Here is a 26,523-nt window from a genome sequence, read left to right as displayed (position 1 = left end):
CTCGCGAGCCTCGCGCCCGGCGCCCTCCACAGACGGTCCGCAGAGAAGTTCCGACGTCGTGGCTTAGAGTGCCGCTCATGTCCCGCCGAGCCACCCTCTTCGCGATCCTCTCCGGGATCGTGGCCGCCGTCGTCGCCCTCGCGGCCGCCGAGGTCGTCGCGGTCTTCACCGGAGCGGGCGGCAGTCCGCTGGTCGCGGTCGGCGGCTTCGTCATCGACATCGTGCCCCCGGGCGTGAAGGACACGGTCATCGCGCTCTTCGGCACCGGCGACAAGCTCGTGCTGCTGGTCTCGATCGGCCTCGCGATCGCGCTGCTGGCCGTCGGCGCGGGAGTCCTCGAGTACCGCCGCCCGCCGTTCGGCGTGCTGCTGCTGGCCGTCGTCGCGGGCGCCGGTGCGCTCGCCGCCGTCAGCCGCGAGGGCGCGTCCGGGATCGACGCGGCGCCGAGCGTCGTGGGCATGGTGGCCGGTGCCGCGGTGCTCCGCTCGGCCTCCGTCCGCCTCCGCGGCTGGCAGGAGGAGCGCGAGAGCGACTCCCCGGACCGCCGGTCGTTCCTCCGCCTGGTCGGGATCGCCGGAGTCGCCGCGGTCGCCGCCGGCATCGGCGCCCGCTTCCTCACGTCCGCCTCCGCCGCCGTTACGGCCGTGCGCGAGGCCGTGTCCCTGCCGGCTCCCGCCTCGGCCGCCGCGCCCGTCCCGGCCGGCGCCGTGCTCGACGACATCGACGGCATCAGCTCCTACGTCACTCCCAACTCCTCGTTCTACCGGATCGACACCGCGCTCTCGGTGCCGTCGGTCGAGCCCGCCGACTGGTCGCTGATGATCACCGGAATGGTGGAGGAGGAGATCGAGATCACCTGGGACGAGCTGCTCGCACTGCCGCTCGAGGAGCACCTGGTCACCCTGTCCTGCGTGTCCAACGAGGTCGGCGGCGACCTGATCGGCACCGCCCTCTGGCTGGGCTACCCGATCCGCGAGCTGCTGGCCCGGGCCCGGCCGACCGCCGGCGCCGACATGGTGCTCTCGCGGAGCATCGACGGCTTCACCGCCTCCAGCCCGCTCGACGTGCTGCAGGACGAGGACCGCGCGAGCCTGCTCGCCGTCGGGATGAACGGCGAGCCGCTCCCGGTCGAGCACGGCTTCCCCGTCCGGATGGTCGTCCCCGGCCTGTACGGCTACGTCTCGGCGACGAAGTGGGTCGTCGAGCTGAAGGTCACGACCTTCGCGGAGGACCTGGCGTACTGGTCGACGCGCGGCTGGACCGAGCGCGGTCCGATCAAGATCGAGTCGCGGATCGATGTGCCGCGCCAGGGCCAGCCCGTCGAGGCGGGGACGGTCGCCGTGGCGGGAGTCGCCTGGGCGCCGCACACCGGCATCGCGAAGGTTGAGGTGCAGATCGACGGCGGCGCCTGGCAGGAGGCGCGCCTCGCCGAGCAGGTCACCGCGGACACGTGGATCCAGTGGGTCCTCGAGTGGGACGCGACGGTCGGCGACCACGTCGTGACCGTGCGCGCCACCGACGCGGACGGCACGGTGCAGACCACGGTCGAGCGCCCGCCTGCCCCCGACGGCGCCACGGGACTGCACCGCCGCTCGGTGTCCGTCTCGGAGCCGGCACCCGCGGGCTGAGGTCCGGGGGCCGCGACCCGGCCGCACTGTGATCGACCCGCGGCGGACCGCTCAGGCGGCACCGCCTAGGCTGGATCCCTATGGCACATCTGCTGGGCGCCGAGGCGCTGCGACTCGAGTACCCCACACGCGTGATCTTCGACGACGTCTCCCTGGGGATCGAGGAGGGCGACCGCATCGGGATCGTCGGACGCAACGGCGACGGCAAGTCGACCCTCCTGCGCCTGCTCGCGCAGCGCATCGAGCCGGACAGCGGCCGCGTCACGCACCGCCGCGGCGTCACGCTCGGGATGCTCGACCAGGCCGACACGGTCGATGAGGACCTCACCGTCGCCCAGGCCGTCGTCGGCGGGCTCCAGGAGCACGAGTGGGCGGGCGACGCGCGCACCCGAGACGTGATCGCGGGCCTGCTGCGCGACGTCCCCTGGGACGGAGTGGTCGGCTCCCTCTCGGGCGGCCAGAGGCGCCGGGTCGCCCTCGCGAAGCTGCTCGTCGGCGACTGGGACGTCGTCTTCCTCGACGAGCCCACCAACCACCTCGACGTCGAGGGCATCGCCTGGCTCGCCGAGCACCTCAAGCGCCGCTGGGCGGCGTCGTCGGGCGGGCTCGCGGTCGTCACCCACGACCGGTGGTTCCTCGACGAGATCTGCACCGCCACCTGGGAGGTGCACGACCGTCTCGTCGAGCCGTTCGAGGGCGGGTACGCGGCGTACATCCTGCAGCGCGTCGAGCGCGACCGGATGGCCTCGACCATGGAGGCCAAGCGCCAGAACCTGATGAAGAAGGAGCTCGCCTGGCTCCGCCGCGGCGCCCCCGCCCGCACGGCGAAGCCCAAGTTCCGGATCGACGCCGCGAACCAGCTGATCGAGGACGAGCCCCCGGTGCGCGACTCGGTCTCGCTCTCGCAGCTCGCCGTCTCGCGCCTGGGCAAGGACGTCGTCGACCTGCTCGACGTCACCGTCCGCTACGGCGAGCGGACCGTCCTCAACCGCATCGAGTGGCGGATCGCGCCCGGCGAGCGCACCGGCATCCTCGGCGTGAACGGCGCCGGCAAGTCGACCCTCCTCGGCCTGGTCGCGGGCAGCGTGGAGCCGACGAGCGGCCGGGTGAAGCGCGGCACCACCGTGCGCGTCGCGATCCTCGACCAGCAGCTGCGCGAGCTGACCGGTGTCCAGCACCGGCCCGTCCGCGAGATCATCGCGGAGCAGCGCACCAGCTACTCCATCGGCGGCAAGGAGATGACTCCGGGCCAGCTGCTCGAGCGCCTCGGCTTCTCGAGCGCGCAGCTCTCGACGCCGGTGAAGGACCTCTCGGGCGGTCAGCGCCGGAGGCTCCAGCTCCTGCTCATCCTGCTCAGCGAGCCCAACGTGCTGATCCTCGACGAGCCGACCAACGACCTCGACACCGACATGCTCGCCGCGATCGAGGACCTGCTCGACTCCTGGCCGGGCACCCTGCTCGTCGTCTCGCACGACCGGTACCTGCTCGAGCGCGTCACCGACCAGCAGTACGCCGTGATGGACGGCGCGTTCCGCCACCTGCCCGGCGGCGTCGAGCAGTACCTCGACCTGCGCCGCGCGCTCGAGAAGGGCGCGCCCGCGGGGGCCTCGTCGGGCTCCTCCTCCGGCGCGCCGGCGCCGAGCGGACTCGCGGGGGCCGAGCGCCGCACCGCCGAGAAGGAGGTGTCGGCGATCGACCGGCGCCTGCACAAGCTCACGCAGCTGACGAAGACCGTGCACGAGAAGATGGCGACGCACGACCAGGACGACTACGACGGCATCCTCGCGCTCAACGCCTCGCTCCGCGGCTACGAGGACGAGACGGCAGAGCTCGAGCTGCGCTGGCTGGAGCTCTCGGAGCAGCTCGAGGGCTGACGCCGCTCTCCTCCGCGGCACCGGCAGCTGTCCCGTACCGCGTGGGCGGGCCGCCGTCGCGGGCCCGTACCGACCGGCTCAGCCGAAGTCGAGGGAGAGCTTCCGGAGGAGCTGCGCCAGCCGCTCCTGCTGGGCGTGGGTGAGCGCGCCGAGCAGCTGCTGCTCCGCGTCGACCAGGCGGGTGATCGCCGCGTCGACCCGGGCGAGCCCCGACGGCGTCATCTGCACCAGCACGCCGCGCCCGTCGTTCGGGTCGTCGAGGCGCTCGACCAGGTCGCGCTCGACCAGCCGGTCGATGCGGTTGGTCATGGTGCCGCTGGTGACCATGGTCGCCTGGAGGAGCTGCTTGGGGCTCATCCGGTAGGGCGCTCCCGCGCGCCGCAGGGCCGAGAGCACGTCGAACTCCCACGTCTCGAGCTCCGACCGGCCGAAGGCGCTGCCGCGCGCGCGCTCGAGCTGCTTGGCCAGCCGGCGCATCCGCGAGAAGACCTGGAGCGGCGTGAAATCGAGATCGGGCCGCTCCCGGACCCAGGCGTCGACGATCCCGTCGACCTCGTCATTCGCACTCACCCGTCCATTGTGGCGGCTGGGCGGCTCGCGGGACGCCGGGAGGCGGACGGGCCGGGAGGCGGGGACCTCCCGGGCCGCCGTCGTCCGCCCGAGCGACGGCCGCCCGCGCCCCCGGCCCCGCCTCGGGCGCGGGGGTGGCAGGATGGACGGCGCGCGATCGCGCGGTCCGCCATGGTGTAACGGCAGCACGGCAGCCTTTGGAGCTGTCCGGTCCAGGTTCGAATCCTGGTGGCGGAGCGGCACCAGGACGGTGCGCTCACGGAGGAGAACGCGAAGAACATGGCAGACAGCACGCTCGCCGTCGTGATCCTGGCGGCAGGCCAGGGCACCCGCATGAAGTCCCGCACCCCGAAGGTCCTGCACCGCCTCGCCGGGAGGCCGCTGCTCGGGCACGTGCTCGACACGGCCGCCTCGCTCGACGCGGCGCACGTCGTCACCGTGGTGCGCCACGAGCGCGACCGGGTCGCCGAGGCCGTCCTCAAGCACACCCCCTCCGCGCTGGTGGTGGACCAGGACGAGACGCCCGGCACCGGCCGCGCGGTCGAGCAGGGCCTCGCGGCGCTCCCGGAGTCCTTCGCCGGCACGGTCGTCGTGCTGAGCGCCGACGTCCCGCTGCTGGACGCGCCGACCCTCCGCCGCCTGGTCGACGAGCACCTCGCCGCGGCGAACGCGCTCACCATGCTCTCCTGCGTGCTCGAGGACCCGACCGGCTTCGGCCGGATCGTCCGCGGCGGCGACGGCGCCTTCGCCTCCATCGTGGAGCAGAAGGACGCGAGCCCCGACGAGCTCGACCTCACCGAGATCAACGCCGGCGTCTACGCCTTCGACGCCGCCGCGCTCCGCTCGGTCATCGGCGCGATCGGCACCGAGAACGCCCAGCGGGAGAAGTACCTCACCGACGCCGCCGCCGCGCTCAAGGCCGCCGGCCGCGCGATCGAGGCCGTCCCCGTGCAGGACCGCTGGCTCGTGGCCGGGATCAACGACCGCGCCCAGCTCGCCGACGCGGCGCTCGAGCTCAACGCGCGCATCGTGCGCCGCTGGCAGCTCGAAGGTGTCACGATCCAGGACCCGGCGACGACCTGGATCGACGTGGACGCGGTCCTCGCCCCGGACGTCGAGATCCTCCCGGGCACGCAGATCAAGGGCCCGACCGTCATCGCCACCGGTGCGGTCATCGGCCCGGACACCACGCTCGACTCCTGCGAGGTCGGCGAGGACGCGGTCGTGAAGCGCTCCGACGCGACGCTCGCCGTCATCGGCGCGAAGGCCCAGGTCGGCCCGTTCTCGTTCCTCCGCCCCGGCACCGTGCTCGGCGCCCGCGGCAAGATCGGCACCTACGTCGAGACCAAGAACGCCGTCATCGGCGAGGGATCGAAGGTCCCGCACCTCTCCTACGTCGGCGACGCGGTCATCGGCGAGGAGTCGAACATCGGCGCCGGCTCGATCTTCGCCAACTACGACGGGGTGAGCAAGGCGTCCTCCGTGGTGGGCTCGCACGTGCGTGCGGGGTCGCACAACGTCTTCGTCGCCCCCGTTAGAATCGGTGACGGAGCGTACACGGGCGCCGGCACGGTCATCCGCAAGGACATCCCCGCCGGAGCCCTCGGGATCACCGTCGCTCCGCAGCGCAACATGGCCGGGTGGGTGCAGACCCACCGTCCGGGCACCGCAGCGGCCGACGCCGCCGAGGCGGCCCTGGCGTCGGATCCCACCGGATCCGACCAGGCGCCCACCGGAGGAAGCGGAGCACAGTGACCGGCATCACCGCCAGCAACAAGAAGAGCCTGGTCCTCGTCTCGGGGAGGGCGCATCCGGCACTGGCGGAGGCGGTCGCCGCCGAGCTCGGGACCGAGCTCGTCACGACCGAGGGGCGCACCTTCGCCAACGGCGAGCTCTACGTCCGCTACGGCGAGTCGGTCCGCGGAGGCGACGTGTTCGTCCTCCAGTCGCACACGTCCCCGATCAACGAGTGGCTGATGGAGCAGCTGATCATGGTCGACGCGCTCAAGCGCGCCTCCGCCAAGCGGATCACCGTGGTCGCCCCCTTCTACCCCTACGCGCGCCAGGACAAGAAGGGCCGCGGCCGCGAGCCGATCTCGGCCCGCCTCGTCGCGGACCTCTTCAAGGCGGCGGGAGCCGACCGGATCATGTCGGTCGACCTGCACGCGGCGCAGATCCAGGGCTTCTTCGACGGCCCCGTCGACCACCTCTTCGCGATGCCGGTGCTGCTCGAGCACTTCCGCGAGAAGCTCGACCCCTCGACCCTCACCATCGTCTCGCCCGACATGGGCCGCGTCCGCGTCGCCGACATCTGGAGCGACAAGCTCGGCGTCCCGCTGGCGATCATCCACAAGCGCCGCGACCCGAAGGTCGCCAACCAGGTCTCCGTCCACGAGATCGTCGGCGAGGTGAAGGGCCGCGTCTGCCTCCTCGTCGACGACCTCATCGACACCGGGCGCACCATCGCGAAGGCGGCCGAGGCGCTGAAGAAGGCGGGCGCGATCGGCGTGGTCGTCGCGGCCACCCACGCCGTCTTCTCGGATCCGGCGGTCGAGCTCCTGAGCTCCGAGTTCATCGACTCGGTCGTCGTCACCGACACCCTGCCGCTGCCGGCGGAGAAGACGTGGGACCGCCTGACGATCCTGCCCATCGCTCCGCTGCTGGCCCGCGCCATCCACGAGGTCTTCGACGACGGCTCCGTGACGTCGATGTTCGACGGCGACGCGTAGGACCCCGCGCCCCGGGTGCGCCCTGCACAGCGCACCCGGGTCCCGCCCCGGCTCCACCGCCTAGGGTGAGGCCGTGCCCCAGCGTTCGGATGCGACCCTCGCCCTGGCGGCGGTCTTCCTGGTCTGGTCGCCGGCCGCCGCCGCAGCGGGCTGGTGGCTGCTCCTCGGGCTCGCCGTCGCTGCGGCCGCCGCGGCCCTGAGCGCCGTCGCCGATGCCGGGCGCACCGTCCACGACGGCCCCTCCTCCGAGTGGCTCGGGATCGTCGGGCGCGCCTTCGCCTCGGCCGCGCTGGCCCTGACCGCGGCCCAGTCGGTCCTCGGGGGAGCGGCCCGGCCCCTGGCCGTCCTGCTGCTCGTGGCCGTCGCGCTCTTCGGCCTGCGCGGCGGGCGCCTCCCCGCTCGCCCGGTCCTGCTCCTCGTCGGCGCGGTCGTCGTCCTGCTGGCCGCCGCCGCCGTGCTCGTGCTGGCGTCCCCTCCGGACCCCGCGCCGCTCGACCCGCTGCGCGACGGAGGGCCGCTGGGAGCCGGCACCGCCGCGGCGCTGCTCCTGATCCTCCTGCCGACCTCCCGCTCCGGCGCGGTGACGGCTCTCCGCCCAGCCCTGCTGCGCATCGGGATCGCCACGGCGGCCGCCGCCGCGCTCGCTACCGGTCTGCTCCTGGCGGCCGGTCCCGAGGTCCTCGCGTCCTCGGAGACCCCCCTGAGCGCTGTCACCCGGGGCACGCCCGCGTCCGGGCTCGTCGGGGCCGCCGCGGTGATCGCGGTCCTGCTCGCGCTCCTCGACCTCGGGAGGAGGGATGCGCGCGCCCTCGTCCGTCTCGCCGGCGCGGGGGAGATCCCGGCAGTGCTCGCCACCAGGAACCGCAGGACCGGCGTGCCGGCGGCGGCCCAGCTCGTCCTCTGCCTGGTCGCCGTGCTCGCGGTCGTGATCCTCGACGCCGACGCGCTGCTCGCCTTCGCCGTGGCCGCTCTGCTGGTGGCGACCATCGTGCGGCGCCTCGACCACGGAGCGGCCGGGGCGAGCGGGCCGGCCCTCGCGTCGGCCGCGGTCTCGCTGCTGCTCCTGCTCGCCCTCCCGGCGGCCACGGCGGCCGCCGCAGCGGTGCTCCTGGCGGCGCTCCTGATCGCGCGGGCGTTCCGGACCTGAGGGGTCAGCCGGCCCGGGCGTCGAGCGCCCGCTCGGGGAGCCGGACGCCATCGCCTGGCTCCGCTGACGACGGGGGAGCTCCCTCCCCGACGCGGAAGGCGCCCCCGCCCGAGGATCCGAGGATCCTGCAGGCGGGGGCGCCTTCCCGTGCGACGCGGGTCAGTGCGTGGAGGGGTCCTGCTCGACCTCGGTGCGGTCGCCCGACCACAGCGTGTGGAAGGTGCCCTCCCTGTCGACGCGCTTGTAGGTGTGCGCTCCGAAGAAGTCGCGCTGGCCCTGCACGAGAGCGGCCGGGAGGCGCTTGGAGGCGAGCGAGTCGTAGTACGACAGCGCGGCGCCGAAGCCGGGGATCGGCACGCCCGAGAGCGCGGCGGTCGAGACGATGCGGCGCCAGGCGGTCTCGCCGTTGGCGACGGCCTCGGCGAAGTACGGGTCCTCGAGGAGGGTCGTGATGCCGGCGTTCTCGTCGTAGGCGTCGACGATGCGGTTGAGGAACTGGGCGCGGATGATGCAGCCCGCGCGCCAGATCTTGGCGACCGCTCCCTTGTCGATCTCCCAGCCGTACTTCTCGGCTCCGGCGATGATCGCGTCGAAGCCCTGCGAGTAGGCGACGACCTTGGAGGCGTAGAGCGCGGCGCGCACGTCGTCCTCGAAGCCCTCGTACTTCTCGACCGGGGTCGGGCGCGAGGTGACGCGGGCCTGCACGGCCTCGCGCTGCTCGGGGTGGGAGGACACGGCACGGGCGAAGACGGCCTCGGCGATGCCGCCGACGGGGACGCCGAGGTCGAGCGCGTTCTGCACGGTCCAGACGCCGGTGCCCTTCGAGCCGGCCTGGTCGAGGACGACGTCGATGAAGGGGTTGCCGGTGTCGGCGTCGACCTGGCGGAGCACCTCGGCGGTGATCTCGATGAGGTACGACTCGAGGTCGCCCTTGTTCCAGGCGTCGAAGACCTCGGCGATGGCGGCGGGCTCGTGTCCGCCGACGGTGCGGAGCAGGTCGTACGCCTCGGCGATGAGCTGCATGTCGGCGTACTCGATGCCGTTGTGGATCATCTTGACGAAGTGGCCGGCGCCGTCGGTGCCGATGTGGGTGACGCAGGGCTCGCCCTCGGCGACCGCGGCGATCGACGAGAGGATCGGGCCGAGGGTCCTGTAGGACTCGACCGAGCCGCCGGGCATGATCGACGGGCCCTTGAGCGCGCCCTCCTCGCCGCCGGAGATGCCGGTGCCGACGAAGTGGATGCCGGTCTCGCGGACGGCCTTCTCGCGGCGGATGGTGTCGGTGAAGAGCGCGTTGCCGCCGTCGACGATGATGTCGCCGGGCTCGAAGACCTTCGTCAGCTGCTCGATCACGGCGTCGGTGCCGCGGCCGGCCTGGACCATGATGATCGCGGTGCGCGGGGTGGCGAGCGAGGCGGCGAAGTCCTCGATGGTCTCGGACGCGACGAAGCCCGCCTCCGGGTGCTCCGTGATGAGGGTCTCGGTGCGGCCGTAGGAGCGGTTGAACACCGCGACCGTGTTGCCCTCGCGGCTGGCGAGGTTGCGGGCGAGGTTCGAGCCCATCACCGCCAGACCGACGACTCCGATGTTGGCTGTGGCGGTGGGCTTGTCAGACACGGTTCTCCTCGACGTTCGCGTTCAGGGGCGAGCCCAGGCTAGCCCCGGGTCGCTCCGGGGAGCCCGGGTCCGAGCCGTCTCCCGGCTGCACATCGGTCGTGCGGCGCGCGCACGGTCTTGCGCGCGCCGCGACGACCGCGACCGGAGCCGGTCAGGCGCCGTGGCCGAGGGGGACGCGCTCCGACGGGATCGGCGGCGGCGGGGGAGTGCCGTCGCCGAACGGGCGGCCGCCGAGCTCCTCGCGGCGCGAGGGGACGAGCCAGCCGGAGAGGTCCGGGCCCTTGGGGACGACGCCGGTCGGATTGATGTCCCGCTGCACCTCGTAGTAGTGCGACTTGATGTGGGTGAAGTCGATCGTGTCGCCGAACCCCGGAGTGGCGAAGAGGTCGCGGGCGTAGCCCCAGAGCGCGGGCATCGCCGACAGCAGGTTCCGGTTGGCCTTGAAGTGGCTGTAGTAGACGGCGTCGAAGCGGGCGAGCGTCGTGAAGAGCCGCACGTCCGCCTCGGTGATGGTGTCGCCGACCAGGTAGCGGCGGGTGCTCAGCCGCTCCTCCAGCCAGTCCAGCCGCGCCCAGAGGCGGTCGTAGGCCCGGTCGTAGGAGCGCTGCGAGCCGGCGAAGCCGCACTTGTAGACGCCGTTGTTCACGTCGTGGAAGACCAGCTCGGCGATCTCGTCGATCTCCTCGCGGTGCTCCTCGGGGTAGAGGTCGGGGGCGCCGTCGCGGTGGAACGCGGTCCACTCGGTGGAGAAGTCGAGCGTCATCACCGGGTAGTCGTTGGTGACGACCTGGCCGCTCGGGATGTCCACGAGGGCCGGGACGGTGATCCCGCGCGGGTAGTCGGGGAAGCGGGCGAAGAACGCGTCCTGGAGGCGGGGGATGCCCAGCACCGGGTCGACCCCGCCCGGATCGAGGTCGAAGGTCCAGCTGCGCTTGTCGTGGGTGGGCCCGCAGATGCCCATCGAGAGGGCGTCCTCGAGCCCGAGCAGGCGCCGCACGATCACGGCGCGGTTCGCCCACGGGCAGGCGCGGGAGACGACGAGGCGGTAGCGCCCGGCCTCCACCGGGTACCCGTCGCGGCCGTCGGCGGTGATCCGCGTCGGGATGTAGTTCGTGTCGCGGTGGAAGCCGTTCTTCTCGACGTAGGAGCCGAAGTCGTCGCTCGTCATACCCGCACGGTAGGCGGTCCGCCTGGACGTCCGGCTCCGAGTCCGGCGGCGCGACCGCCTGCTGGCGGGCGGCCGCGATGCCGGGTAGGATCGGCAGCTGAACTTCGGCGAGGGATGCACGTGCATCCGTGATCGACGCGGTGGAAGCAGGCGAGGCCCCCACGGGGCGCCACGGACTTCTCCTCACGCTGACATGCGTTCGAGTCGACAAACCGTCCGTGGCCGCAGGCCACGACCCGATCCGGTGGCGTGCGCGCCGCCCAAGGAGAACATCATGGCTGAACTGACCAACAAGGTCGTCGTCGAGGTCCGCACCTCGTTCGGCAAGGGCGCCGCCCGCAAGATCCGCGCGCAGGACAAGATCCCCGCGGTCCTCTACGGCCACGGCACCGAGCCCCAGCACCTCACCCTCCCGGGCCACCAGGTGCTCCTGCTCACCCGCAAGGCGAACGCGATCCTCGAGCTCGACATCGAGGGCGCCGCGCAGACCACCCTGGTGAAGGACATCCAGCGCGACCCGGTGCGCCAGATCATCGAGCACATCGACCTCGTCGTCATCAACAAGGGCGAGAAGGTCGAGGTGGACATCCCCGTGCACGTCGAGGGCGACGCCGCTCCCGGCACCCTCGTCTCGATCGAGTCGAACACCCTCTCGCTCGAGGTCGACGCCACGCGCATCCCGCAGAACATCGTCGTCTCCGTCGAGGGCCTCGAGGCCGGCACGCAGATCACCGCCGCCGACGTCACGCTCCCCGAGGGCGCCACGCTGGTCACCGACGCCGAGGTGCTCATCGTCAACGTCACCGCCGAGGTCGAGCAGGACCTGGGCGAGGACGACGAGACCCCGGCCTCGGGCGACGTCGTCGCCGAGACCGCGGAGTAGTCCGCACCACCCCGGGAACGGGCCCGCTCGCAGCCGCGGCGGGCCCGTTCCGCGTCCGGCGGGGGAGCCCCTCCGCCGTCCCCGAGAAAGAGGAACGACATGGGTGACACCTGGCTGGTCGTCGGACTGGGCAACCCGGGCGCGCAGTACGCGCGCAACCGGCACAACGTCGGCCAGATGGTGCTCGACGAGCTCGCGACGCGGATCGGCGGCTCGTTCCGCCGGCACAACCGCGCCAACGCCGTGGTCGCCGAGGGCTTCCTCCGCCCGGGCGGACCGAAGCTCGTGCTGGGCAAGCCCAACAGCTTCATGAACCTCTCCGGCGGGCCGACGGCGCAGCTGCTCGACTTCTACTCGGTCGACCCGGCGCACCTGATCGTCGTGCACGACGAGCTCGACATCCCCTTCGACACCCTGCGCCTCAAGCAGGGCGGCGGTCACGGAGGGCACAACGGCATCCGCGACATCCTCGCGGCGACCGGAGGAGCCGAGTTCCTGCGCGTGCGGGTCGGCATCGGCCGCCCGCCGGGCCGCCAGCAGGCCGCCGACTTCGTGCTGAAGGACTTCGCCGGCCCGGAGCGCGAGGCGCTCCCGATCCTGGTCTCGGACGCCGCCGACGCCGTCGAGCTCATCGCCGACTCCGGCCTCTCCGCCGCCCAGCTGAAGTTCCACACCAGCGCCTGACCCGCCCTCCACCGAGGGACCCCGGACGGCGAGGGAGACCGCAGCCCCGGGCTCCCTCGACGGTTCGGGGTTCCCTCGGCGGTCGGCCCGCGGGGCGGCCGTAAACTGGACCCGTGCCCCTCAACGAGATCATCTCGGCGCTGTCGCGCGCCTCCACGTTCGACGATGCTCTCGCGTACGCGGTGCGGGACGCCGACTTCTCGGTGGCCGACGGCCTCCGGGTCCCCCTGCTCGCGGGCCTGATCGAGAGGCGCGCGGAGGCGGGACGCCCGCAGGCGGCGCTGGTGGTCACGGCCACGGGCCGCGACTCCGAGAACGTGCGCGCCTCCCTCGGCTGCATGCTGCCGGACGCGGACGTCGTCGAGTTCCCCGCGTGGGAGACGCTGCCGCACGAGCGCCTCAGCCCGAGCGCCGAGATCGTGGGGCGGCGCATGGACGCGCTGCGGCGGATGAAGCAGTGGTCCGGCGAGCGGCCCCTCGTGGTGGTCGCCTCCGTGCGCGCGGCGCTGCAGCCGGTCGCCGACAACCTCGCCGACATCGAGCCGATCCGACTCGTGAAGGGCGCCCGCGGCTACGACCTCGGCCGCATCTCGGCCGAGCTGGTCGACCTGGCCTACGCCCGGGTCGACATGGTCACGCGCCGCGGCGAGTTCGCCGTGCGCGGCGGCATCCTCGACGTCTTCCCCGCGGTGGCCGAGCATCCGAGCCGAGTGGACTTCTTCGGCGACGAGGTCGACTCCGTCCGCGGCTTCTCCGTGGCCGATCAGCGCTCGCTTCCGGGCGAGGCCGACTCGGTGGTCCTCCCGCCGAGCCGCGAGCTGCTGCTGGTGCCCGCGGTGAGGCAGCGGGCCCGCGAGATGCTGCACGAGTTCCCGAGCCTGTCGGCGATGCTCGCGAAGATCGCCGAGGGCATCCCGGTCGAGGGCATGGAGTCGCTCGCCCCCGCGCTGCTGGAGCGGCTGGTCCCGATCTCGCACTACCTCCCCGAGGGGGCGGCCGTCGCTGTCCTCGCCCCCGAGCGCGTGGCGACGCGGGCGATCAGCCTCGCCGAGACGAACCGCGAGTTCCTGCAGGCGGCCTGGAGCGCGGCGACCGCCGGCGCCGAGGCCCCCATCGACCTCGCCTCGGGCGAGTTCATCTCGCTCGGCGCGCTCCGCGACTCCGTGAAGCTCAGCGCCCCGGGCGCCGACGCTCCCGACCACCCCTGGTGGACGATGAGCACGTTCCGCCAGGGCCCCGCCGCGGGCGAGGCCGAGGTGCTGCCGGAGGAGCTCGGGATCGACGAGATCCTCGCCGTCCGCGTCGAGGGCGAGCCGGTCCCCGGCTTCGGAGCGAGCGTCGAGGGCGCCCTCGCCCACGTCCGCGCGCGCCTGGCCGACGGCTGGACCGTGGTCCTGACCGCGCCCGGCACCGGCACGGTCGAGCGCACCGACCAGGTCCTCGCCGAGCACGAGGTCGCCGCCCGCATCGTCGCCGACCTCCCCGCAGGGCTCGAGACGGGTCTGGCCTACGTGGTCCAGGCCTCCGTCGATCACGGCTTCGAGGTGGAGGAGGCGAAGCTCGCCCTGGTCACCGACACGGAGTTCTACGGCCGCACCGTCGGCTACGACTCCCGCGCGGTGAAGAAGCTCGCGTCGCGCCGCAAGAACGTCGTCGACCCGCTGCAGCTCACCCCCGGCGACTTCGTGGTGCACGCCACCCACGGCATCGGCCGGTTCGTGGAGCTCTCGCAGCGCGAGGTCTCCAGCGGGGGCCGCAACGCGATCAAGACGCGCCGCGAGTACCTGGTGCTCGAGTACGCCCCCAGCAAGCGCGGCTTCCCCGGCGACAAGCTGCTCGTCCCCACGGACCAGCTCGACCTGCTCTCCCGCTACGTCGGCGGCGAGGCTCCGGCGCTGAGCAAGATGGGCGGGAGCGACTGGGCGCAGGCCAAGAGCAAGGCCCGCCGCGCGGTCCGCGACATCGCGGTCGAGCTCGTGAAGCTCTACTCCGCCCGGATGGCCTCCCGCGGGCACGCTTTCCCGCCGGACACCCCCTGGCAGCGCGAGCTGGAGGAGGCGTTCCCGTTCGCCGAGACCCCCGACCAGCTCACCGTCATCGACGAGGTCAAGGCCGACATGGAGCGGCCGATCCCGATGGACCGCCTGCTCTCGGGCGACGTCGGCTTCGGCAAGACCGAGGTCGCCGTGCGCGCCGCGTTCAAGGCGATCCAGGACGGGAAGCAGGTCGCGATGCTCGTGCCGACCACGCTGCTCGTCCGCCAGCACCTCGAGACGTTCCAGGAGCGCTTCGCCGGCTTCCCCGTCCACCTGCGGGCGCTCAGCCGGTTCCAGAGCGCGAAGGAGTCGAAGGAGACGATCGAGGGCCTGGCCGACGGCACCGTCGACATGGTCATCGCGACCCACCGGCTCCTCAGCGACAACATCGTCTTCAAGGACCTCGGCCTGCTCGTGATCGACGAGGAGCAGCGCTTCGGCGTCGAGCACAAGGACAAGCTCAAGGCGCTGAAGAAGAACGTCGACATCCTCTCGATGAGCGCCACCCCCATCCCGCGGACGCTCGAGATGGCGGTGACCGGCATCCGCGAGATGTCGACCCTCGCGACCCCGCCGGAGGAGCGCCACCCGATCCTCACCTTCGTCGGCCCCTACTCCGAGAAGCAGGTGTCGGCCGCGATCCGCCGGGAGCTCCTGCGCGAGGGCCAGGTGTTCTTCGTGCACAACCGCGTCTCGACGATCAACCGCGTCGCCTCGCAGCTCGCCGAGCTGGTGCCCGAGGCGCGGATCGCGGTCGCGCACGGCAAGCTCAGTGAGTCGCAGCTCGAGCGGATCATCGTCGACTTCTGGGAGCGCAAGTTCGACGTCCTGGTGTCGACGACGATCGTCGAGACCGGCCTCGACATCCCGAACGCCAACACGCTGATCGTCGACCGCGCCGACAAGTACGGTCTCTCGCAGCTGCACCAGCTGCGCGGGCGGGTCGGCCGCGGCCGCGAGCGCGCCTACGCGTACCTCCTCTACGACGAGACGAAGCCGCTGAGCGAGACCGCGTACGACCGGCTGCAGACGCTGGCCGCCAACTCGGACCTCGGCGGCGGCATGCAGATCGCGCTGAAGGACCTCGAGATCCGCGGTGCGGGCAACCTCCTCGGCGGCGAGCAGTCCGGGCACATCCAGGGCGTGGGCTTCGACCTCTACCTGCGGATGATCGGCGAGGCCGTCGACACCTTCCGCGGCGAGGTCGCCGAGGGGCAGACGGAGCTGCGGCTCGAGCTGCCCGTCGACGCGCGCATCCCGGAGGAGTACGTCGACAGCGAGCGGCTGCGCCTGGAGGCGTACCAGAAGCTGTCGGCCGCGTCGTCGCCGACGGCGAAGGAGGGGAGCATCGACCTCGTGGTCGAGGAGCTGACCGACCGCTACGGCGAGCTGCCCGAGGCGGTCGAGAACCTCATCCTGGTGTCGAGGCTGCGGATGCGCGCACAGAAGGCGGGCCTGAGCGACGTGGTCGCGATGGGCTCGAACGTCCGCGTGGCTCCCGCTCATCTGCCCGACTCGGTCCAGGTGCGCCTGCGCCGGATGTACCCGACCGCGAAGTACCTGCAGCAGGCCGACGCGGTCGTCGTGCCGATGCCCGTGCTCGACGGCGTCCCGCTCGGCGACCGGGCGCTCATCCAGTGGGTGGCGTCGCTCCTGGACTCGCTGTTCCCGGAGCCTGTCACCGTCTGAGGTCCTCGGGGCGGCGCTCCCCGGTGGCGCGCCGCCCCGCTCCGGCGGCCGTCGCCGCTGCGGCAGGGCGCGCTGGCAGGATGGAGGGCATGCCGCTCCTCGCCGCCCGACGTCCTCGAGAGCCGGAGCCGCTCGCCGGCCCGCTGGTCGCCGTCCGCGGGGTCGCGGTCCGCGCCTCGGGGGTCGAGCTGCTCGCCCCGTGCTCGCTCGAGGTGGAGGCGGGGGAGCGCGTCGCGGTGACGGGCCGCAACGGCACCGGCAAGACCACGCTCCTGCGGGTGATCGCCGGCCTCACCGCTCCGAGCGAGGGAGTCGTGGCGGTGGCCGGGCGCGCCCCGGAGGAGCGCTCCGCCGCCCACCGCCGCGCCGTCGCCGCCCTGATCGGCACCCCGCCCTTCGAGCGGGATCTGACCCTCGAGGAGCACCTCGCGATGGTGGCCGTCTCGTGGGGGGCGCCGGTCGCCGACGCCCGCCGCGAGGCCGCAGCTGGTCTCGACGCGCTCGCGCTCGCTCCGCTCGCCCGCCGCTTCCCGCACGAGCTCTCCTCCGGGCAGACGCAGCTGTTCTCCCTCGCGCTCGTGCTGGCCCGCCCCTCCGCGGTGCTGCTGCTCGACGAGCCGGAGCAGCGGCTCGACGTCGAGCGGGTGCCGCTGGTCGCGGAGGTCCTGCGGCGCGCAGCTGCGTCCCGGGCGCTCGTCGTCGCGACCCACAGCCCCGTGCTGATCGAGGGTCTGGGCGCGCGGGTCGTCGAGCTGGAGCGGGCGTGACGCGCACGGAGGGGGCCCGCGTCGCCGAGGTGCGGGCTCTGCATCGGCACCGCGCCGCGGCTCCGCCGAGTCCGCGCGCCTACGCGGGCTACCTCGCCGCGATGACCGTCCTCGTCGTCGTCCTCCCCGTCGCCCGGGCCCTCGCGCTCCTCGCCGCCGAGGCGGGAGCCGTGCCGGAGCCGCTGATCGCCCTCGCCGCGGGTCTCGCCCTGCCCGCCGCCGTGCTCCTGGGCCGGGTGCGCGGACCCGCGGTGGGCGAGCCGCACACCACGGCCGTGCTGCTCGCGACCGATCTGCGCCGCTGGTCGGTGCTCCGCCGACCCGTGGTCCGGGCGTCGGCCGGTCTCGTGGCGGGCTGCTCCGCCGGCGCGTCGCTCCTCGCCCTCGCCGCCTCCGCGCCGCTCCTCGCGGCCGTCCTCGGCGGCGCCGCGTTCGCCGGCCTCCTCGCCGTCGCCTGGCTCGCCGGTCAGTGCCTGCCCTCGCGCCTCCCCGCGCTCGCGGCGGGCCTCCTCGTCTCCCTCGCGGTCCTCGGGGCCCTCGTGCCCGGTGCGCCCACGCCGGGCGGCCTCCTCGCCTCGGCCGTGAGCGGAACGGAGGAGGTGCGCGCCGCGACCGTGCTGCTCGCGTCGGCCGCGGTCCTCCTGGCCGCGGCGCCCCGGCTGCTCGACGCCGCGCGCGGATCTCGGCTCCTCGCCCAGGCCCGGCAGTGGTCGGCGACCGCCCGGCTCGGAGCGACGGGCGACCTCGCCGAGTCGCTCGACGGGTACCGCGCCCTCCCGGCGGTCGGGCGGGGGCTCCGAGCGGTCCGCCTCTCCCCGTTCGCTCTCGCGGTGCCGGTGCGCGACGCGATCGGCGCGCTGCGCACTCCCGGACGCTCGGCGGTCGCGGTCGTCGCGCTGGCCGCCGCCGGCGCCGCCGCCGTGCTCGCCGCGGTCGTGCCGTCCTCCCTCCTCGCGCTCCCGGCCGCCGCGGCGGGCGTGCTCGCCTACCTCGGCGCCGGCGTCTGGAGCGACGGCTTCCGCCACGCCGCCGCGACCGCGGGACAGCCGGCGCTCCTCGCGCCCGGCCCGTTCGAGCTGCTCCTCCTGCACGCCGTCCTCCCGCTGGTGCTCGCGGTCGGAGTCGCGATGCTCGGCGCCCTCGCCGCCTCGCTGCTGCTCCCGGGCGCGGCGGTGCCGGTGGCCGCCGCGACCGCCGTCGCCGCCGTCGCCGCGCGGGCGATGGACGCGACCCGGGGTCCGCTGCCGCCGCAGCTGCTCAGCCCGGTGCCGCTCCCGATCGGGGACGGCGCGGGAGTCGCGGTGGCCCTCTGGAACCTGGCGGGTGCACTGGTCAGCGCCTCGACCGCGGTGTCCGTCGCGGCGTCGCCCGGTCTCCTCGCCGCGGTGCCGCTCGTCGCCGGCGGCTGCCTCCTCGTCGCGCGGCGGCGTCTCGCGCGGGCCTGAGGCTCCCGGGCGCCCGCGCCGCCCGGATGTCCGCGGCGGCGGCCGGACCGGATGCGAGGATGGCGGGGTGACCGCGCATCCCCGGCTCGACGAGCTCATCCGCACCGTCCACGTCCTCCGCGCCCCGGGCGGCTGCCCGTGGGACGCCGAGCAGACCCACGAGTCGCTCGTGCGCTACCTGATCGAGGAGTCGCACGAGCTCGTCGACGCCATCGAGGCGGGGGACCGGGCCGACCTGATCGAGGAGCTCGGCGACGTCCTCTACCAGGTGCTCTTCCACGCCGACCTGGCCGCCGAGAGCGCCGAGCCCTTCACCATCGAGGACGTCGCGGCGCACATGAACGCCAAGATGATCGGCCGCCACCCGCACGTGTTCGGCGACGCCACGGCCGAGACGGCCGACGACGTCATCGCGGTGTGGGACGAGCTCAAGCGCACCGAGAAGCCGCACCGCACGAGCGTGCTCGACGGGATCCCGCAGGGCATGCCGGCCCTCGCGCTCGCCGACAAGGTGATCGGCAAGGCGACCTCGCTGGGCGTCGTGGACGCCGGCCAGGGCCCGCTTCCCATCGAGTCGGAGGAGGACCTCGGCCCGCTGCTGCTGGCCATCGTCGCCTCCGCCCGCGCCCAGGGGCTCGACGCCGAGCGTGCGCTCCGCACCGCGACGCGCGACCTGCAGGACGAGATCCGCGCGGTGGAGCAGGAGCGGCGCGCGGACTGAGGCGCCCGCGGGCCCGCCCCGGCCGATCTGGGAGAATCGCCGTCATGGCCTCCCCGATCACCCCGCCCCGCGGCATGCGCGACTTCCTCCCCGCCGACAAGGCGAAGCGCGAGCACGCGCTCGGCGTCATCCGCCGCGTGTACGCCTCCCACGGGTTCGACGAGATCGAGACGCCCGTGGTCGAGGACTTCGACCGCCTCCACTCCGGGCTCGGCGGCGACAACGAGAAGCTCGCCTTCAGCGTCCTGCGCCGCGGGCTCACCCGCGACGACCTGGCGGCGGTCGACGACGCGTCCGCCCTCGCCGACCTCGGCCTGCGCTTCGACCTCACGGTGCCGCTCGCCCGCTTCTACGCCTCCCACCGCGCCGAGCTGCCGGCCGTCTTCCGCTCGGTGCAGATCGCGCCGGTGTGGCGCGCCGAGCGCCCGCAGAAGGGGCGGTACCGCCAGTTCGTGCAGTGCGACATCGACATCGTCGGCGAGCCCGGGCAGCTGGCCGAGGTCGAGCTCATCACGGCGACCGCGGCGGCGCTCGACGCACTGGGCCTCGAGGACTGCACCATCCGGATCAACGACCGCCGCATCCTCACCGGAATCCTCGAGCACTGCGGCTTCGCCCCCGAGCGCTTCGGCCCGGCGCTGATCTCGATCGACAAGCTCGACAAGATCGGCGCCACCGGTGTCGTCGCCGAGCTCGAGGCCGACGGGCCGGACGCGGCCGCGGTCCTCGGGGGCTACCTCGCGCGGATCGAGCAGGCGGTCGCCGCCGGGGGAGTGGCGCTCGAGCAGTCCGCGATCCTCGACGTGCTGCCCGAGGGCATCGACCCGGAGGCGGTGCTCGCGCTCGAGACCCTGGCCCGGTCGCTGCGCTCGCTGCCCGCCGGCGTCTCGCTCCGCTTCGACCCGACGCTCGTGCGGGGCATGGGCTACTACACCGGCACGATCTTCGAGATCGCGCACCCGTCCTCGGGCTCCTCGGTCGGCGGAGGCGGGCGGTACGACGGGATGATCGGCCGCTTCCTCGGTCAGGACGTGCCGGCCTGCGGCTTCTCGATCGGCTTCGAGCGGATCGTCGAGCTGATCGGCGGTGCCGTCGTCGAGCGTCCCGACGCCGTCGTCCTCGTCCACGAGCGGGACGCGGCGCCCGAGCTGCTGCTCGCGCTCAAGCAGGAGCTGATCGCCCGGGGCTCGCGCGTGCGCCTCGAGCGCCGGGCGAAGAACCTCACCCCGCTGCTGGACCGCGCGGCCGCCGCGGGATTCACCCGCTTCGCGCTCGTCCCGCGCGACGCCGCCTCCGCCGCCGACCTCTCCTTCAAGGACCTCGGCTGAGCTGCACCGGCTGTTCGGGATGAGCGTCGCCGGCTGCCGGCGCTGGGCCATGTCCGCGGGAGGGGCCGGGGCCGTCCTGTCGGGCCTGAACAGGGTCTCAGCCGATCCGTCAGGGGATCATGCCGATCTGGTCGGATCCTTGTCGGATCCGTGAGAGCCTTAATACCCGCGAAATCTGCGGACACACCCGAGAAATCTCCCCCGGATAGCGTCGAGGCACCCGATCGGCGCGGCTTGGCGCGCCTGCACGGGCACCCCGTCGCGACCCCGCGCACCCCACCGCAGCAGCCCTGACGATCCCCACCCGAGGAGTCCCCTTGACCCTGTCGCCCCTCCGCTCCCTCCCGGCCTTCGACCGCCGCAGCCTCCTCCGCCTGGCGGGTGTCGCCGGCCTCGCGATCGGCGGCGCCTCCGTCCTCGCCTCCTGCGCCTCCGACTCCTCCGGTGCGTCCGCCGCGGACGGCGGCGACCTCGGCACCCTCAAGGTCCAGCTCTCCTGGATCAAGAACGAGGAGTTCGCGGGCGAGTTCTTCGCCGACTCGAAGGGCTACTTCACCGAGGCCGGCCTGGCGGGAGTGACGCTCACCCCCGGCCCCTCGACGGGCGTGGCCGAGCTCCTCTCGGGCAGCGCGGACGTCGCGCTCAGCGACGCCGTCTCGATCGGCACCGCGATCGCCCAGCAGGAGGCCCCGCTCAAGATCATCGGCGCGACCTACCAGAAGAACCCCTTCACGGTCCTCTCGATCAAGACCGCCGGGAACATCGCCACTCCGGCCGACCTCGCCGGGAAGAAGATCGGCGTCCAGGCCTCGAACACCTCCCTGTTCCAGGCGCTGCTCGCCGCGAACGGCCTCTCCGAGTCGGACCTCACGGTCGTCCCCGTCGAGTACGACCCCTCCGTCCTCGTCAACGGCACCGTCGACGGCTTCATCGCCTACCTGACGAACGAGGCCATCACGGTCGCGGCCGAGGGCTACGAGGTCGTCAACCTGCCCTTCGCCGACAACGGCCTCCCCTTCGTCGCCGAGACCTTCTCGGTGTCGGAGCAGGCGATCGCCGAGAAGCGCGACGCTCTGAAGGCGTTCCTCGTCGCCGAGATCAAGGGCTGGACCGACGCGGTCAACGACCCGGAGGCGGGCGCGATGCTCGCCGTCGAGAACTACGGCAAGGACCTCGGCCTCAACGAGGAGTCCTCCAAGAAGGGCGCCACCATCCAGGCCGAGGAACTGGTCGTCTCGGACGAGACGGTCTCGAACGGCCTCTTCACCATCTCCGAGACGCTGCAGTCCGAGACCATCGCGTCCCTCGCGGGCGCCGGGATCGACGTCACGGCCGAGGACCTCTTCGATCTGACCCTCCTCGACGAGGTCTACGAGGAGAACCCCGAGCTGATGAAGTACGCGGCCTGATCCTGATCCACGAAGGGCACCACTCGTGACCGACACGACCGACGCCGACACCCTGCGCGACCAGGGTGCCGGCGGCACCGGCATCCAGATCCACGGCCTGTCGAAGACGTTCCGGATGGGCTCGCGCAGCGTCGCGGCGCTGCAGGACACCGATCTCCACACCGACCAGGGCAGCTTCCTCGCCCTGCTCGGCCCGTCGGGGTGCGGCAAGTCGACCATCCTGCGCATCCTCGCGGGACTGGAGGAGCCGACGTCCGGCTCCATCCGGGTCGACGGCCGCACTCCCCAGGAGTTGCGCCGTGACAACAAGCTCGGCATCGCCTTCCAGGACCACGCGCTCCTGCCGTGGCGCAGCGTCATGGCGAACATCCGCCTGCCGTTCGAGATCGCGGGCAAGAGCGTCGACCAGTCCTACATCGACGAGCTGATCGACCTCGTCGGTCTCCGCGGCTTCGAGAAGGCCAAGCCGGCCCAGCTCTCGGGCGGCATGCGCCAGCGCGTGTCGATCGCCCGGTGCCTGATCCTCAAGCCCGAGGTCCTGCTGCTCGACGAGCCGTTCGGCGCCCTCGACGACATGACGCGGCAGAAGCTCAACCTCGAGCTGCTGCGGATCTGGACCGAGAAGCCCGCCACGACGCTCCTCGTCACGCACGGCATCTCGGAGGCGATCTTCCTCTCGGACCGCGTCGCGGTCATGAGCCCGCGCCCGGGACGGGTGAAGGAGATCATCGACATCGACCTCCCCCGCCCGCGCACCCCCGAGATGCAGCGCACCCCCGAGTTCCACGCCTACGTCGACCAGGCCTCCGAGCTGCTGTTCGGCGACGGCGGCGCGGCCGCGGACGACCGCGTCTAGGAGGCATTGTGGCCACCACGCTCCCCGCGGCCCCGCGCCGCACCCTGTCCCTGCCTCCGTGGCTCACCGGGCTGATCGGCGTCGCCGCGATCGTCGCCGTCTGGTGGATCGTGGCGCTCGTCACCGCGCCCACCGGCGCCGCGACCTACGCGCCCGTCCCCACTCCCGTGCAGGTCGTGCAGACCGCGATGGAGGACGGCGCCGGCTTCTACTGGCGCAACTTCTCCGTCACGATCGGCGAGGCGGCCGTCGGCTACTTCTGGGGCAACCTCCTCGCGCTGGTGCTCTCGGCGCTCGTGCTGGTCCTGCCCTGGCTGGAGGGGGTCGTCTCGCAGCTCGCGGTCATCACCTACTGCGTGCCGATCGTCGCCATCGGAGCGATCGTGCTGCTGATCCTCGGTGGTGCGGACGCTCCCGGGAAGGCGAGCGCGACGGCGATCTTCCTGGCCGGCCTCTCGGTGTTCTTCACCACGGTCGTCGGCAGCCTCCTCGGGCTGAAGGCGGCCGACAAGGCGGCGCTCGACGTCGTCACGGTCTACGGGGGCTCGCGCTTCACCCAGCTGCGCAAGGTGCGTCTGATCGCGGCGCTGCCCAACATCCTGTCGGCGCTGCAGATCGCGGTGCCCGCGGCCTTCCTCGGCGCGATCCTCGGCGAGTACTTCGGCAAGATCGAGACGGGCGTGGGCCCGATCCTGGTCGCGGCGCAGGTCTCGCTGAACTCGCCCCGCGTCTGGGCGCTCTTCCTCCTCTGCGCGGGCGTCGCGCTCCTCGGCTACGGCATCGTCGGACTGATCGGGCGCCTCATCGCGCCCTGGTCCTCCGGAAAGCGGGCATGACCATGACGACCACCGTCCCCGACCGCACGGAGCAGTCCACGGCCACGTCGATCCTCGCGGTCGACGAGCTGCGGCGCCAGCTGCGCACGGCCGCCCTCGGCGCGACTCTCAAGAGCCTGCGCAAGAGCCTGCTCGTCGCCCTGTCGACGATCGTGATCGTGCTGGCGATCTGGATCGGTGTGGTCCTCTTCGGCGGGGTCTCGCCCTACGTGGTCAAGGGCCCGTGGGACGTCTGGCAGCACCTGGTGACCGATGCGAAGGCCGCGGAGCACCGCGCCGAGCTGGGCGGCCTCTTCGCCGTGACCATGGGCGACGCACTGATCGGCTTCGCGGCCGGCCTGGTCGTGGCGATCCTCGGCGCGATCCTGTTCCGCCTGTCGAAGGGCATCGAGCACGCGCTGATGCCGTTCGCGATGCTGCTGCGCTCGGTGCCGCTGATCGCGATGGCGCCGCTGATCATCCTCGTCTTCGGGACCGGCTCGATCGCCTCGGTCGCGGTGATCGGCGGGATCGTCGTCCTGTTCCCCGCGCTGGTGACGATCGCCTTCGGCCTCAACAACGCCTCCCCGCAGATGCTCGACGTGGTCGCGGTCTACGGCGGCAGCACCCTCACCGCGATCCGCAAGGTCGCCATCCCCGGCTCGCTGCCCTCGCTCTTCGCCGCGATCCGCATCTCGGTGCCCGGAGCGATCACGGGCGCGCTGCTCGCCGAGTGGCTCTCCACCGGTGCGGGCATCGGCGGGGCGATCAACGCCTGGTCCGCCCAGGCCCGGTTCGCGGACGTCTGGTCGGCGGTCGTGCTCGTGACCGGCGTCTCGCTCGTGCTCTACATGCTCGTGCAAGTGCTCGAGACCTTCGTCCTCTCCCGGATGTCCCTCTCCCTCACCTGACCCCGTCGCTTCCCCCTTCCGCGGGACGCCATTCGAGTGCGGCTCGCCCGGTGGGTCGCATACCCCGGTGGTGTCTCGCGGGAAGGGGGAGGGCAGGGGGAGCGGAGCGACGGGGCCGGGTCAGACGGTGACGATCGCGTCGACGCGGTGGCCGGCCAGCATCTCGCGGCCCCCGAGCCCGTCGAGCTCCATGACCACCGCGATCCCCTCGAGGCTCCACCCGGCGCGCTCGATCAGGCGGCGGCTCGCGTCGAGCGTGCCCCCGGTCGCCAGCACGTCGTCGACCAGCAGCAGGCGCGCGCCGCGGGGCGCCGCGTCCTCGTGCACCTCCAGCATCGTCTCGCCGTACTCGAGGGTCGCCTGCTCGCGCAGCACGGCCCGCGGCAGCTTGCCGGGCTTGCGGATGGTCACGACGCCGAGACCGGCCGAGTAGGCGGCCGCCGCGGCGAGCAGGAAGCCGCGCGCCTCCACGCCCGCGATCGCGTCGATCCGTCCGCGGTAGGGCTCGATCAGCGCGTCGGCCACCGCCCGCAGGGCCTCGCCGTCGCCGAAGACCGGCGTGAGGTCGCGGAACAGGATGCCCGGGCTCGGGAAGTCCGGGACGACGGCGGTGAGACGGTCGACGTGGTCGGCGGCGGTCGTGGTCACGGGGAACCTCCGGGTCGGCGGGTGCGCCCGGGCCGTCCGGCGATCGGGCCCTGGGAGTCTACGACCGGCCGCGGTCTCCTGCGCTTCGGAGGCGGTCAGTAGACTCCTTCCCGACCGCTCCCGTCTCCGGGAGCCCACCCGTCAAGAGGAGATAGTTGTGGCCCTTATCGAGGCAGTCGTCGCCCGAGAAATTCTGGACTCCCGTGGCAACCCCACGGTCGAGGTCGAGGTCCTGCTCGAGGACGGCGCGTCCTCGCGAGCGGCCGTCCCGTCCGGCGCCTCCACCGGCGCGTTCGAGGCGTACGAGCTCCGCGACGGCGACTCCGACCGCTACCTCGGCAAGGGCGTGCAGAAGGCCGTCGACGCCGTCATCGACGAGATCGGCCCGGCCATCGAGGGCTTCGACGCCACCGACCAGCGCCTCGTCGACGCCGAGCTGATCGAGCTCGACGGCACCGAGAACAAGTCCCGCCTGGGCGCGAACGCGATCCTCGGCGTCAGCCTCGCCGTGGCCAAGGCCGCCGCGCAGTCGTCGGACCTCGACCTGTTCCGCTACGTCGGCGGCCCGAACGCGCACACCCTGCCCGTGCCGCTGATGAACATCATCAACGGAGGCGCGCACGCCGACACCGGCGTCGACATCCAGGAGTTCATGGCCGTCCCGCTGGGCGCCGAGTCCTTCTCCGAGGGCCTGCGCTGGGGCGTCGAGATCTACCACGCGCTCAAGGCGCAGCTGAAGAAGGCCGGCTTCGCCACCGGCCTCGGCGACGAGGGCGGCTTCGCCCCCGACCTGCCCACCAACCGCGAGGCGCTCGACTTCATCCTCAAGGCCGTCGAGGCCGCCGGATTCACCCCCGGCAAGGACATCGGGCTCGCGCTCGACGTCGCCTCCTCGGAGTTCTACGAGGACGGCGCCTACACGTTCGAGGGCAAGAAGCTCTCGGCCGAGGAGCTCTCCTCCTACTACGCCGACCTCGTCGCCAACTACCCGCTGGTCTCGATCGAGGACCCGCTGGACGAGGACGACTGGGCCGGCTGGACCCACCTCACCGCGGCCATCGGCGACAAGGTGCAGCTCGTCGGAGACGACCTGTACGTCACCAACCCGGTGCGCCTCGCCCGCGGCATCGCCGAGAAGGCCGGCAACTCGATCCTGGTCAAGGTGAACCAGATCGGCACGCTCACCGAGACGCTCGACGCCGTGGCCCTCGCCCAGCGCAACGGCATGACCGCGATCCTCTCGCACCGCTCCGGCGAGACCGAGGACACCACCATCGCCGACCTCGCGGTCGCGGTGGACGGCGGCCAGATCAAGACCGGCGCCCCGGCCCGCTCGGACCGCGTCGCGAAGTACAACCAGCTGCTGCGCATCGAGGAGATCCTGGGAGGTGCGGCGACCTACGCGGGTCGCTCCGCCTTCCCGCGCTTCTCCGCGTAGTCTCGGCACGCCGGAGCGGCCCCGGAGCCCAGCACCTCGGTGCGGGCGCCGGGGCCGCTCCACTTCCCCCGCCGCGATCGAGGAGGCACCCGCCCATGGCCCGTCCGCCCCGCCGCCCCTCCGCTCCCGGGAGCGGAGGGGCGGCGGGGCGGACGGGCCA

Annotated in this window: 21 protein-coding genes and 1 tRNA gene; 18 read left to right on the top strand and 4 right to left on the bottom strand. The window is 72.9% G+C overall.

Features of this window, described 5'->3' with window-relative positions; translation table 11 throughout:
• Positions 1–77 precede the first annotated feature (77 nt).
• Both C5C63_RS05935 and C5C63_RS05930 read left to right on the top strand, forming a co-directional pair.
• Positions 78–1,628: a molybdopterin-dependent oxidoreductase gene (locus tag C5C63_RS05935; RefSeq protein WP_104233690.1), complete on the top strand. Its 1,551-nt coding sequence runs from the start codon at positions 78–80 to the stop codon at positions 1,626–1,628.
• Positions 1,629–1,708: 80 nt separating this feature from the next.
• Entirely contained in the window at positions 1,709–3,502 is a 1,794-nt protein-coding gene (locus tag C5C63_RS05930) for an ABC-F family ATP-binding cassette domain-containing protein (RefSeq protein ID WP_104325681.1), read from the top strand.
• Between the two features lie 78 nt (positions 3,503–3,580).
• Here C5C63_RS05930 and C5C63_RS05925 read toward each other — a convergent pair whose 3' ends face one another.
• Entirely contained in the window at positions 3,581–4,072 is a 492-nt protein-coding gene (locus C5C63_RS05925; RefSeq protein WP_104325680.1) for a MarR family winged helix-turn-helix transcriptional regulator, read from the bottom strand.
• A 165-nt stretch (positions 4,073–4,237) separates the two neighbouring features.
• Here C5C63_RS05925 and C5C63_RS05920 point away from each other — a divergent pair.
• From C5C63_RS05920 to C5C63_RS05905, 4 genes are all read left to right on the top strand, one after another.
• Positions 4,238–4,309 (top strand) — tRNA-Gln (locus C5C63_RS05920).
• Positions 4,310–4,351: 42 nt separating this feature from the next.
• The gene (glmU, locus tag C5C63_RS05915; protein ID WP_104325705.1) at positions 4,352–5,827 is read left to right on the top strand and encodes a bifunctional UDP-N-acetylglucosamine diphosphorylase/glucosamine-1-phosphate N-acetyltransferase GlmU; all 1,476 of its coding nucleotides are present in this window, start codon (positions 4,352–4,354) and stop codon (positions 5,825–5,827) included.
• A complete protein-coding gene (locus C5C63_RS05910; RefSeq protein WP_104250639.1) occupies positions 5,824–6,801 on the top strand; it encodes a ribose-phosphate diphosphokinase in 978 nt (325 codons plus the stop codon). The genes glmU and C5C63_RS05910 overlap by 4 nt, the downstream gene beginning before the upstream one ends.
• Before the next feature lie 73 nt (positions 6,802–6,874).
• Positions 6,875–7,948, top strand: coding sequence for a hypothetical protein (locus C5C63_RS05905; RefSeq protein WP_104325679.1), 1,074 nt, complete (start codon positions 6,875–6,877; stop codon positions 7,946–7,948).
• Between the two features lie 159 nt (positions 7,949–8,107).
• Here C5C63_RS05905 and gndA read toward each other — a convergent pair whose 3' ends face one another.
• Both gndA and C5C63_RS05895 read right to left on the bottom strand, forming a co-directional pair.
• Positions 8,108–9,565 carry an NADP-dependent phosphogluconate dehydrogenase gene (gndA, locus tag C5C63_RS05900; RefSeq protein ID WP_104325678.1) on the bottom strand — a complete coding sequence of 486 codons (1,458 nt, stop codon included), beginning with the start codon at positions 9,563–9,565 and terminating at the stop codon, positions 8,108–8,110.
• A gap of 151 nt (positions 9,566–9,716) precedes the next feature.
• Entirely contained in the window at positions 9,717–10,733 is a 1,017-nt protein-coding gene (locus C5C63_RS05895) for a glutathione S-transferase family protein (protein ID WP_104226929.1), read from the bottom strand.
• Positions 10,734–11,007: 274 nt separating this feature from the next.
• Here C5C63_RS05895 and C5C63_RS05890 point away from each other — a divergent pair, with 274 nt between their 5' ends.
• The 11 genes from C5C63_RS05890 (at position 11,008) to C5C63_RS05840 (ending at position 24,277) form a co-directional block, all read left to right on the top strand.
• A complete protein-coding gene (locus C5C63_RS05890; RefSeq protein WP_104238997.1) occupies positions 11,008–11,616 on the top strand; it encodes a 50S ribosomal protein L25/general stress protein Ctc in 609 nt (202 codons plus the stop codon).
• A gap of 99 nt (positions 11,617–11,715) precedes the next feature.
• A complete protein-coding gene (gene pth, locus C5C63_RS05885; protein WP_104233681.1) occupies positions 11,716–12,300 on the top strand; it encodes an aminoacyl-tRNA hydrolase in 585 nt (194 codons plus the stop codon).
• A gap of 113 nt (positions 12,301–12,413) precedes the next feature.
• Positions 12,414–16,025 carry a transcription-repair coupling factor gene (gene mfd / locus C5C63_RS05880; protein WP_104325677.1) on the top strand — a complete coding sequence of 1,204 codons (3,612 nt, stop codon included), beginning with the start codon at positions 12,414–12,416 and terminating at the stop codon, positions 16,023–16,025.
• A gap of 89 nt (positions 16,026–16,114) precedes the next feature.
• Positions 16,115–16,792, top strand: a complete 678-nt coding sequence (locus tag C5C63_RS05875) for an ATP-binding cassette domain-containing protein (protein ID WP_104256567.1) — start codon at positions 16,115–16,117, stop codon at positions 16,790–16,792.
• Positions 16,789–18,237 carry a hypothetical protein gene (locus C5C63_RS05870; protein ID WP_104325676.1) on the top strand — a complete coding sequence of 483 codons (1,449 nt, stop codon included), beginning with the start codon at positions 16,789–16,791 and terminating at the stop codon, positions 18,235–18,237. Before C5C63_RS05875 ends, C5C63_RS05870 begins: the two co-directional genes overlap by 4 nt.
• Positions 18,238–18,304: 67 nt before the next feature.
• Positions 18,305–18,958 carry a MazG family protein gene (locus C5C63_RS05865; RefSeq protein ID WP_104222356.1) on the top strand — a complete coding sequence of 218 codons (654 nt, stop codon included), beginning with the start codon at positions 18,305–18,307 and terminating at the stop codon, positions 18,956–18,958.
• 44 nt (positions 18,959–19,002) lie between these two features.
• Positions 19,003–20,286, top strand: a complete 1,284-nt coding sequence (gene hisS, locus C5C63_RS05860) for a histidine--tRNA ligase (protein ID WP_104325675.1) — start codon at positions 19,003–19,005, stop codon at positions 20,284–20,286.
• Positions 20,287–20,603: 317 nt separating this feature from the next.
• On the top strand, positions 20,604–21,695 hold the full coding sequence (locus tag C5C63_RS05855; RefSeq protein ID WP_258059873.1) for an ABC transporter substrate-binding protein: 1,092 nt from the start codon (positions 20,604–20,606) through the stop codon (positions 21,693–21,695).
• 115 nt (positions 21,696–21,810) lie between these two features.
• Entirely contained in the window at positions 21,811–22,551 is a 741-nt protein-coding gene (locus C5C63_RS05850; RefSeq protein ID WP_104222373.1) for an ABC transporter ATP-binding protein, read from the top strand.
• A gap of 8 nt (positions 22,552–22,559) precedes the next feature.
• Positions 22,560–23,387, top strand: a complete 828-nt coding sequence (locus C5C63_RS05845) for an ABC transporter permease (RefSeq protein ID WP_258059477.1) — start codon at positions 22,560–22,562, stop codon at positions 23,385–23,387.
• Entirely contained in the window at positions 23,384–24,277 is an 894-nt protein-coding gene (locus C5C63_RS05840; protein ID WP_104295495.1) for an ABC transporter permease, read from the top strand. The genes C5C63_RS05845 and C5C63_RS05840 overlap by 4 nt, the downstream gene beginning before the upstream one ends.
• A 120-nt stretch (positions 24,278–24,397) precedes the next feature.
• Here C5C63_RS05840 and C5C63_RS05835 read toward each other — a convergent pair whose 3' ends face one another.
• A complete protein-coding gene (locus tag C5C63_RS05835) occupies positions 24,398–24,925 on the bottom strand; it encodes an adenine phosphoribosyltransferase (protein WP_104292313.1) in 528 nt (175 codons plus the stop codon).
• 157 nt (positions 24,926–25,082) lie between these two features.
• Between C5C63_RS05835 and eno the strand changes: the two genes are divergently transcribed.
• Positions 25,083–26,363 carry a phosphopyruvate hydratase gene (gene eno, locus C5C63_RS05830; protein WP_104222361.1) on the top strand — a complete coding sequence of 427 codons (1,281 nt, stop codon included), beginning with the start codon at positions 25,083–25,085 and terminating at the stop codon, positions 26,361–26,363.
• Positions 26,364–26,523 lie beyond the last annotated feature (160 nt).

The sequence above is a fragment of the Rathayibacter sp. AY1B8 genome (genome assembly GCF_002932775.1).
GTDB lineage: Bacteria > Actinomycetota > Actinomycetes > Actinomycetales > Microbacteriaceae > Rathayibacter.
The sequence above is the reverse complement of the archived record's forward strand: the minus strand, read 5'-3'. Positions and strand labels throughout refer to the sequence as shown.

What these genes read in the sequence shown, in the direction of transcription:
- C5C63_RS05890 (WP_104238997.1), top strand. Translation starts at nt 11,008, where the DNA reads ATGGCTGAACTGACCAACAAGGTCGTCGTCGAGGTCCGCACCTCGTTC.
- hisS (WP_104325675.1), top strand. Translation starts at nt 19,003, where the DNA reads ATGGCCTCCCCGATCACCCCGCCCCGCGGCATGCGCGACTTCCTCCCC.
- C5C63_RS05875 (WP_104256567.1), top strand. Translation starts at nt 16,115, where the DNA reads ATGCCGCTCCTCGCCGCCCGACGTCCTCGAGAGCCGGAGCCGCTCGCC.
- C5C63_RS05930 (WP_104325681.1), top strand. Translation starts at nt 1,709, where the DNA reads ATGGCACATCTGCTGGGCGCCGAGGCGCTGCGACTCGAGTACCCCACA.
- pth (WP_104233681.1), top strand. Translation starts at nt 11,716, where the DNA reads ATGGGTGACACCTGGCTGGTCGTCGGACTGGGCAACCCGGGCGCGCAG.
- glmU (WP_104325705.1), top strand. Translation starts at nt 4,352, where the DNA reads ATGGCAGACAGCACGCTCGCCGTCGTGATCCTGGCGGCAGGCCAGGGC.
- C5C63_RS05895 (WP_104226929.1), bottom strand. Translation starts at nt 10,733, where the DNA reads ATGACGAGCGACGACTTCGGCTCCTACGTCGAGAAGAACGGCTTCCAC.
- C5C63_RS05850 (WP_104222373.1), top strand. Translation starts at nt 21,811, where the DNA reads ATGGGCTCGCGCAGCGTCGCGGCGCTGCAGGACACCGATCTCCACACC.
- C5C63_RS05840 (WP_104295495.1), top strand. Translation starts at nt 23,384, where the DNA reads ATGACCATGACGACCACCGTCCCCGACCGCACGGAGCAGTCCACGGCC.
- C5C63_RS05935 (WP_104233690.1), top strand. Translation starts at nt 78, where the DNA reads ATGTCCCGCCGAGCCACCCTCTTCGCGATCCTCTCCGGGATCGTGGCC.